This window comes from Syntrophorhabdaceae bacterium (assembly GCA_028698615.1).
Lineage (GTDB): Bacteria > Desulfobacterota > Syntrophorhabdia > Syntrophorhabdales > Syntrophorhabdaceae > Delta-02.
In genome coordinates, this window is record JAQVWF010000072.1 from 1 (window position 1) to 8,363 (window position 8,363).

Sequence of the window (8,363 nt, forward strand, 5' to 3'; positions counted from 1 at the left end):
CCGTTGAGCTTGTCACCCCCATCGCACTGGAAAAGGAACTCCGTTTCGCCATCCGTGAGGGCGGCAAGACAGTCGGTGCCGGCGTCGTCACCGAGATAATTGAATAAAGGGGAATTACAATGCGGCAACTTGTTATATTGGCCTGCGGGGAATGCAAAAGGCGAAATTACACAACGACAAAGAACAAGCAGAAGACTCCCGACAGGCTTGAAATGAAGAAATATTGCAACTCCTGCAGGAAGCACACGAGCCATAAGGAGACGAAATAACACATAAAGGCCAGTAGCTCTAACGGATAGAGCACCGGACTCCAAATCCGGGTGTTGGGGGTTCGAATCCCTCCTGGCCTGATAATCTATGGTGAAATGAATGGATTTGAAAAGCAGATTTGAGCCTGTAAAGGATTATTTCCGGGAAGTGTATCACGAAGGGAAAAGGGTAACCTGGCCATCCAGAAAAGATGCCATGAAGGGGACGTATATCGTACTCATAACCGTTGTTGTCTCGGCACTCTTTCTCGGCGTAGTCGATATAGGCCTCGCGAAGATCATCCAGGCCCTCTTACGGTAAGGACCGGTGGAAAATTCAATGGATAAAAAATGGTATGTTGTCCACACCTATTCGGGATACGAACAGAAAGTAAAGGAGATGTTGGAAGAGAACATCAAGATCACAAAGATGGAGGAGTATTTCGGGGATATCATCGTTCCTTCTGAGATTATTATGGAGAAGGTGAAGGGACAGGTGAAAAAGTCCCAGAGGACTGTCTTCCCGGGATATATCATCGTCAATATGCTTATGAACGACACGACCTGGCATTTTGTGCGCAATACGCCTAAAGTGACCGGTTTTGTCGGCTATGATAAAATGAATCCCCCGGCACTTCCCGAGAAGGAAGTGAATGATATAATCAACGCGATCCAGGAAGGCAAGGGAAAGATCAAACCGAAGATCAGGTTCGAAAAGGGCGACGGCATCAAGGTTACCGAGGGGCCGTTCACCAATTTTACCGGTAATGTCGAGGAGATAAAGCCGGAAAAAGGCAAAGTCAAAGTCCTTTTGAATATTTTCGGCAGAACGACACCGGTAGAACTTGATTTTATCCAGATAGAGAAAATGTGAAGGAGCATAAGAAATGGCAAAGAAAGTTATCGCATTGGTAAAACTCCAGCTACAGGCTGGTCAGGCGACCCCGTCGCCCCCTGTCGGTCCTGCACTCGGCCAGCATGGCGTTAATATCATGGAGTTCTGCAAGGCTTTCAATGAAAGGACCAAGAGCCAGGAGGGGACGATCATCCCGGCCCTGATCACGATATTTTCGGACAGGACCTTCACCTTTGTGACGAAGACGCCTCCGGCGTCATTTCTCATAAAGAAGGCAGCGAAGCTGGCAAAGGGCGCCCATGCCCCGAGGAAGGAAACGGTAGGTTCGATAACGAAGTCTTCAGTCCAGGAGATCGCACAGCTTAAGATGGTCGATCTCAACGCCAAGGACCTTGAAGGCGCTATGAAGATCATCGAAGGTTCGGTGAGAAGCATGGGTCTCGAGGTTGTCGAAGGGTGATATAAAGGGGCGCCTGGCACGTTCACGACAGCGTGTTGGCGTCTATCCAATGAAGAGGTGAACATAAAATGGCACTTGCAAAAAAATATGTCGAAGCGAGGACGAAGATCGATCGCGAAAAACGTTATGAAATCGACGAGGCAATGGAACTTTTGCCTCAGGTCTGCTACGCGAAGTTCGATGAGACCGTGGAGCTTGCACTGAGATTGGGAGTGGACCCCCGCCACGCTGATCAGATGGTCCGTGGCAGCGTCGCTCTTCCCAACGGGCTTGGTAAGTCGGTCCGGGTCCTGGTGTTTGCAAAGGGCGAAAAGGAAAAAGAGGCCCAGGATGCAGGCGCGGATACAGTCGGGGCCGAGGATCTGATCGAAAAGATCCAGAAGGGATGGATGGATTTCGATAAAGCCATCGCAACTCCCGATGTCATGGGAATGGTCAGTAAATTGGGAAAGATACTGGGGCCAAGGGGTCTTATGCCTAACCCCAAGGTTGGCACGGTGACATTCGATATCGCAAAAACCGTGAAGGAAATGAAGGCCGGCCGGGTCGAGTTCAGAGTAGACAAGGCAGGCAACCTCCATGTCCCCGTTGGAAAGATAAGTTTCGGGAAAGAGAAACTTCTTGAAAACCTCAAGTCACTCCTCGATGCGGTTATAAGGCTCAAACCGCCCACAAGCAAAGGAACGTATGTAAAGGGAATGGCGATCAGTACCACGATGAGCCCTGGTATAAAGATCGACCCTTCTTATGCGCGAAGCCTGACGAAATAGGGAAAGAGTCAGAGAAAGCAGGTGTGACGCTAATAGACAAGCGTCAGTAAACGAGCGCGGCCTGCCGAGACTTTTCGTTAGCATGGTCTCCCTGACTTTCCATACATATTCTACAGAAAGGAGGGAAAAAAACCATTGGAACGGCAAAAGAAAACAAAGGTTGTTGAGGAACTGGGATCAAGGCTGAAAGAGCTCGATTGCCTTTTCCTGGCGGACTACAGCGGTATGAATGTAGCGCAGGTGACGAAGCTCAGAAGAGAACTGCGAAATGTCGGCACCGAATTCACAGTTGTCAAGAACACTCTTCTGAGAATAGCGTCAAAGGGTACAAAAGCAGAAGCTCTTTACGACAAGTTTGATGGTCCCAACGCGATCATCTGCACCAACACGGACCCGATTGGCCCGGCGAAGGTCATTGCCGGCCTGGCTAAAGAGATGCCCAACCTGAAGATGAAGGCTGGATACATCGGCAACCGTGCGATCACGGCGGAAGAGATCCAGAAATTGGCGACGCTTCCGTCGAGAGAAGCATTGCTCGGCAAGTTCGTCGGTCTTCTCAAGGGCCAGCCGACGCGTCTCGTCTATGCATTGTCGGGAAATCTGAATAAGCTTATGCTCGTGCTTAATTCTATCAAGGCACAAAAAGAACAGGCATGAAGGAGGATCAAATAAGATGAGTATTTCACGGGAAGAAGTTATCCAGTTTATTGAAAATATGACCGTACTCGAACTCTCCGAGTTCGTCAAGGAGTTGGAAGACAAATTCGGCGTACAGGCAGCGATGCCCATGATGGCCGCAGGAATGGGCGCCGGAGCCGCAGCGGCTCCCGCCGCGGAGGCCGCGGAGGAGAAGACCGAATTCAACGTTACCCTCACGGGATACGAAGCAGAGAAGAAGATCCAGGTTATCAAAGTCGTCCGTGCCATCACGGGCCTCGGACTCAAGGAAGCAAAGGATCTGGTTGAAGGAGTGCCGAAAGCGGTTAAAGAAGCTGTCTCCAAAGACGAAGCTGCCAACATTAAGAAACAGCTTGAAGAAGTCAGCGGACAGGTTAAGGTTGATTAACAAGCAATTGTGCAGGAAACAGGGGTCCGGTATGGAAGCGGTAAGCCTCATACTGGATCCCTGTCTTCAGTTTCAACACCCAAATGAGGTGAGATAAATTTATGAAAGAAACCTTCCATAACAGGATATTCCGGAAGAATTACGGAAAGATCAAAGAGGTTCTCGAGATACCGAATCTCATCGAGATCCAGCTTGATTCTTACGAGAAGTTCTTGCAGAGAGACATTACGGCGGATAAGAGGGACACGATCGGTCTGCAGGCCGTTTTCAACAGCGTTTTCCCCATAAGGGATTCTCATGAGACGACAACCCTGGAGTTCGTGAAATACGATATGGGCGATCCCAAGAACTCTGAAGAAGAATGCATCGTAAGGGGTCTTACGTATGCCGCCCCCATGAAGGTCACCATCCGGCTCGTCGTGTGGAACATCGATGCCGATACAAAGGCGCGGGACATACGCGCCGTGAAGGAACAGGACGTCTATTTCGGGGAGATACCGCTCATGACGGAGCGGGGAACCTTTATCATAAATGGTACGGAGCGCGTCATCGTCAGCCAGCTTCACCGGTCGCCGGGGGTCTATTTCGACACGGATCAGAGCAAGACGACAATAGGCGGGAGCGTATCCTATACAGCCCGCGTCATACCCTATCGAGGTTCCTGGCTCGATTTTGAATTCGACCACAAGGAACTCGTTTATGTCAGGATCGACAAGAAAAAGAAGATACCCGTAACCCTCTTTCTCAAGGCACTTGGTTATTCGGAGAAGGAGATCCTCGATTACTTTTACGAGAAAGAGACGATCGTCGTTAAGGACAAGAGATTGTTCAAAGAAACTCCACTTGAACTGCTTCTGGGCCAGAAGGCCCCCTCTGACATTGTCAACGAAAAGACCGCCGAGATCCTTGTCAAAAAACACAAGAAGATCACAAAGGCCGTCATCAGGAAGATGGAGCAGGCCAATATCCATGAAATTCCCGTGACCGAAGAAGATGTCATCGGGAAGGCGGCCTCGGGCGACATCATCGATCCCAAGACCAAAGAGGTCCTCATACCCATCAACAAGGAGATCACGGCCGACGATCTTGAAAACCTTGTCGAAAAGAAGGTGAAAAGCTTCCAGATCCTTTTCATAGATAACTTCAATGTAAGCCCGTCACTGCGCAATACCCTCAATGTCGACAAGGTTTCCACGAAAGACGAGGCCCTTATCGAGATATACCGCAAATTGAGACCCGGTGACCCGCCGACCATCGAATTTGCCGAGACATTGATACAGAACATGTTCTTCAGCCCTGAGCGGTACGATCTTTCGCGGGTCGGCAGACTCAAGATCAACCATCGTCTGAGTCTCGACGTCGCCCTCGATATGACAATCCTCAGGAGAGAGGACATAATCGAGGTGGTGCGGCAGCTCTTGAAGCTGAAAGATGCCCGCGGGCCGGGGGATGACATCGACCATCTCGGCAACAGGAGGGTCCGCACGGTGGGCGAACTCCTCGAGAACCAGTTCAGGATGGGTCTTGTGCGCATGGAACGCGCCATCAAGGAAAGGCTGACCTTTCCCGAGATGGAAACTCTCATGCCCCACGACCTCGTGAATCCGAAGCCGGTCGCTACGGCGGTCAAGGATTTCTTTGCCAGCAGCCAGCTCTCCCAGTTCATGGACCAGACGAACCCGCTCAGTGAGATTACCCACAAACGCAGGCTCTCCGCCCTGGGCCCCGGAGGCCTCACCCGTGAAAGGGCTGGTTTCGAAGTCCGCGACGTCCATCCGACCCACTATGGAAGGATCTGTCCCATTGAAACGCCGGAAGGTCCCAATATCGGCCTTATCGCATCCCTGTCCACCTTTGCGAAGGTCAACGAGTTCGGGTTCATAGAGGCCCCCTACCGCCGGGTAGAGGAGAAGAAGGTCACCGACAACGTCAAGTATCTGAGCGCCCTCGAAGAAGAACAGTACTATATCGCCCAGGCCAATGCTCCGGTGGATAAAGAGGGCAGGCTGACAGGGGACCTGATCGCCGCTCAGAAGGGCGGCAGCGTGTATCTTGTCAACCCCGACCAGGTCGAATTCATGGATGTTTCTCCGAAACAGCTTGTCAGCGCCTCAGCGGCGCTGATCCCCTTTCTCGAGCATGACGACGCGAACAGGGCTCTCATGGGCTCCAATATGCAGCGCCAGGCTGTGCCGCTTATCATTACCGAAGCTCCGATCATCGGTACCGGCATGGAACGCATTGTCGGCAGGGATTCCCGGGTAACGATCATGGCACGGCACGACGGTATCATCGAAAGCGTCGACGCGAGCCGTATCATCCTCAAGTACGAGGAAAAGAAGGGTCACGACGAGACGGCGACGAAGATAGACGTCTATAAACTCCTCAAATTCAGGCGGTCCAATCAGGACACCTGTATCAATCAGCGCGTCATCGTCAGGGAAGGGGATTTTGTAAAGAAGGGCGACGTCCTTGCCGATGGTCCTTCCACCGACAGAGGCGAACTGGCGCTGGGCAAGAACGTCATGGTGGCTTTCATGCCCTGGAGAGGCTACAATTACGAGGACTCCGTTCTCATCAACGAACGACTGGTGAAGGAAGACGTCTTCACGTCGATTCACATTGAAGAGCTGGAGTGCGTGGTCCGCGATACCAAGCTTGGGAAGGAAGAGGTGACGAGGGACATCCCCAATGTCGGCGACGACGCCTTGAAGGACCTCGATGAAAGCGGTATCGTCAGGGTCGGCGCAACGGTCAAACCGAGCGATATTCTCGTAGGCAAGGTAACGCCCAAGGGCGAAACCCAGCTTACCCCTGAAGAAAAACTGCTCAGGGCCATATTCGGGGAGAAGGCCGGCGACGTGAAAGACACAAGCCTCAGGGTTCCCCATGGTATTGAGGGGATCATCATCGATGTCAAGGTCCTTTCACGCAGGGGCATCGACAAGGATGACCGCAGCCGCGACATAGAAGACAAAGAGATATCCAACATCCTGAAGGATCAGGAAGACCAGATAAAGATCATCCTCGACAGCAAGAAGGCGAAGATAGCGGAACTGCTGGAGGGAAGGATCGCTCCTTCCGATATCAAGGACAGCAAGGGAAAGGTTATTCTGAAGAAGGGCGAGGCTCTCGCGAGGGAGAAGATAGACTCCACGAGCTTCGAGAGGCTTCAGGAGATGAAGTTCGGCGATCCCGAGCTGGAATCGAGAATAGCGAAGGTCGTGGAGAGCAAGGAGAATCAGGTCGACATTATCCACATCATATACGAAGACAAGATCAACAAGATAAAAAAGGGGGACGAGCTGCCTCCAGGTGTCATTAAGACCATCAAGGTCTACGTGGCCATGAAACGGAAGGTCGCAGTGGGCGACAAGGTATCCGGTCGCCACGGGAACAAGGGCATTGTTTCCATAATCCTCCCTGAAGAGGACATGCCCTTCACTGAAGACGGAACGCCCATCGACATCGTTCTCAATCCTCTCGGCGTCCCCTCACGTATGAACGCGGGCCAGATCCTGGAGACCCATCTGGGTTGGGCCGCAAAAGAAATGGGTAAACGCATCGGCGAAATGGTCGACAGTTTCTACCAGGGTGCCGCCGATTCACAGCCCCTCAAGAAACTCCTGAAGAAGACCTTCTCCAATAACGAACTCAAGGGCGTCATCGATCGCCTTGACGACCAGGAGATGGCTTCAATTGCAGAGGCCATGAGGAACGGCGTGAACATCGCCGTCCCTGTTTTCGACAGCGCAAAGGAGGAGGAGATCAGGGAGTTCTTCAAGGCGGCGGGCCTCGCCGATTCCCGGCAGACGACGCTCTTCGACGGCAGGACCGGCGAAGCATTTCACCACAAGATCACCATTGGAAACATGTACTTTTTGAAGCTCCATCATCTCGTTGACGACAAGATCCACGCCCGGTCGATCGGACCCTATTCACTTGTGACCCAGCAGCCTCTCGGCGGCAAGGCGCAGTTCGGAGGTCAGAGACTGGGTGAGATGGAGGTATGGGCTCTCGAAGGGTACGGAGCAGCCTACTCTCTGCAGGAATTCCTCACTATCAAGTCCGACGACGTTAATGGAAGGATCAGGGCCTACGAAGCGATAGTCAAGGGCGAGGATGTCCTTGAACCGAATCTGCCGGAATCTTTCAACGTTCTGGTCAAAGAACTGCAGGGCCTCTGCATCGACGTAGAGCTCCTTAAAGAAGAGTAACAAGGAGGAACAACCTTGGAAGAATATTTTAAATCAGACAAACAGCGGGACCCCCTGAACTACATGGCGATCAAGATCTCCCTTGCCTCGCCCGAACTTATCGAGAAATGGTCCTATGGAGAGGTAAAGAAACCGGAGACGATCAACTACCGGACATTCAAGCCAGAGCGGGACGGACTTTTCTGCGCCAAGATATTCGGTCCCGTAAAGGACTACGAATGTATCTGCGGCAAATACAAGAGGATGAAACACCGCGGCATCATATGCGAGAAATGCGGCGTGGAGGTCATTCAGTCCAAGGTTCGCCGCGAGCGCATGGGACACATCAAGCTGGCCTGCCCCGTGGCCCACATCTGGTTCCTCAAGAGCATGCCGAGCAAGATAGGCACGCTCCTCGAACTTACCATAAAGGAAGTGGAACGGGTTCTCTACTTCGAGATGTACATCGTCGTCGAACCCGGCGATTCTCCTTACAGCTTTTGCGAGATAATAAGCGAGGAGAAATATATCGAAGCTCGCGAGAAATACGGCGAGGGTTTTGTCGGCGGCATAGGCGCTGAGGCCATCAGAGAATGTCTGAAGAAGATCAATGTCGACGAACTCGGCAAGACTCTCCGTATAGACATGCGGGATACATCGAGCGACGCAAAAAAGAAAAAGATAGCGCGGCGTCTGAAAGTGGTGGATGCTTTTAAGGTCTCGGGTGTGAGACCGGAATGGATGATACTCGATATCGTCCCCGTACT

At 52.0% G+C, this 8,363-nt stretch carries 10 protein-coding genes and 1 tRNA gene; all 11 read left to right on the forward strand.

Annotation, left to right across the window (positions count from 1 at the left end; translation table 11 throughout):
• Positions 1 to 107: hypothetical protein (locus PHC90_13710; GenBank protein MDD3847400.1), on the forward strand; the 107-nt coding region annotated here is incomplete at its 5' end.
• A 12-nt stretch (positions 108 to 119) separates the two neighbouring features.
• Positions 120 to 269, forward strand: coding sequence for a 50S ribosomal protein L33 (gene rpmG, locus PHC90_13715; protein MDD3847401.1), 150 nt, complete (start codon positions 120 to 122; stop codon positions 267 to 269).
• 7 nt (positions 270 to 276) lie between these two features.
• Positions 277 to 350: transfer RNA gene (locus tag PHC90_13720), tRNA-Trp, on the forward strand.
• Positions 351 to 369: 19 nt separating this feature from the next.
• Positions 370 to 570 carry a preprotein translocase subunit SecE gene (secE, locus tag PHC90_13725; protein ID MDD3847402.1) on the forward strand — a complete coding sequence of 67 codons (201 nt, stop codon included), beginning with the start codon at positions 370 to 372 and terminating at the stop codon, positions 568 to 570.
• Between the two features lie 18 nt (positions 571 to 588).
• Positions 589 to 1,122 carry a transcription termination/antitermination protein NusG gene (gene nusG, locus PHC90_13730; GenBank protein ID MDD3847403.1) on the forward strand — a complete coding sequence of 178 codons (534 nt, stop codon included), beginning with the start codon at positions 589 to 591 and terminating at the stop codon, positions 1,120 to 1,122.
• Between the two features lie 13 nt (positions 1,123 to 1,135).
• Positions 1,136 to 1,564, forward strand: a complete 429-nt coding sequence (rplK, locus tag PHC90_13735) for a 50S ribosomal protein L11 (GenBank protein ID MDD3847404.1) — start codon at positions 1,136 to 1,138, stop codon at positions 1,562 to 1,564.
• Between the two features lie 68 nt (positions 1,565 to 1,632).
• Positions 1,633 to 2,334, forward strand: a complete 702-nt coding sequence (rplA, locus tag PHC90_13740) for a 50S ribosomal protein L1 (GenBank protein MDD3847405.1) — start codon at positions 1,633 to 1,635, stop codon at positions 2,332 to 2,334.
• A 135-nt stretch (positions 2,335 to 2,469) separates the two neighbouring features.
• Positions 2,470 to 2,991: a 50S ribosomal protein L10 gene (gene rplJ / locus PHC90_13745; GenBank protein ID MDD3847406.1), complete on the forward strand. Its 522-nt coding sequence runs from the start codon at positions 2,470 to 2,472 to the stop codon at positions 2,989 to 2,991.
• 16 nt (positions 2,992 to 3,007) lie between these two features.
• Positions 3,008 to 3,400, forward strand: coding sequence for a 50S ribosomal protein L7/L12 (gene rplL, locus PHC90_13750; GenBank protein ID MDD3847407.1), 393 nt, complete (start codon positions 3,008 to 3,010; stop codon positions 3,398 to 3,400).
• Positions 3,401 to 3,501: 101 nt separating this feature from the next.
• A complete protein-coding gene (rpoB, locus tag PHC90_13755; GenBank protein ID MDD3847408.1) occupies positions 3,502 to 7,617 on the forward strand; it encodes a DNA-directed RNA polymerase subunit beta in 4,116 nt (1,371 codons plus the stop codon).
• A 15-nt stretch (positions 7,618 to 7,632) separates the two neighbouring features.
• A partial coding sequence (locus PHC90_13760) for a DNA-directed RNA polymerase subunit beta' (GenBank protein MDD3847409.1) occupies positions 7,633 to 8,363 on the forward strand: 731 nt, incomplete at its 3' end.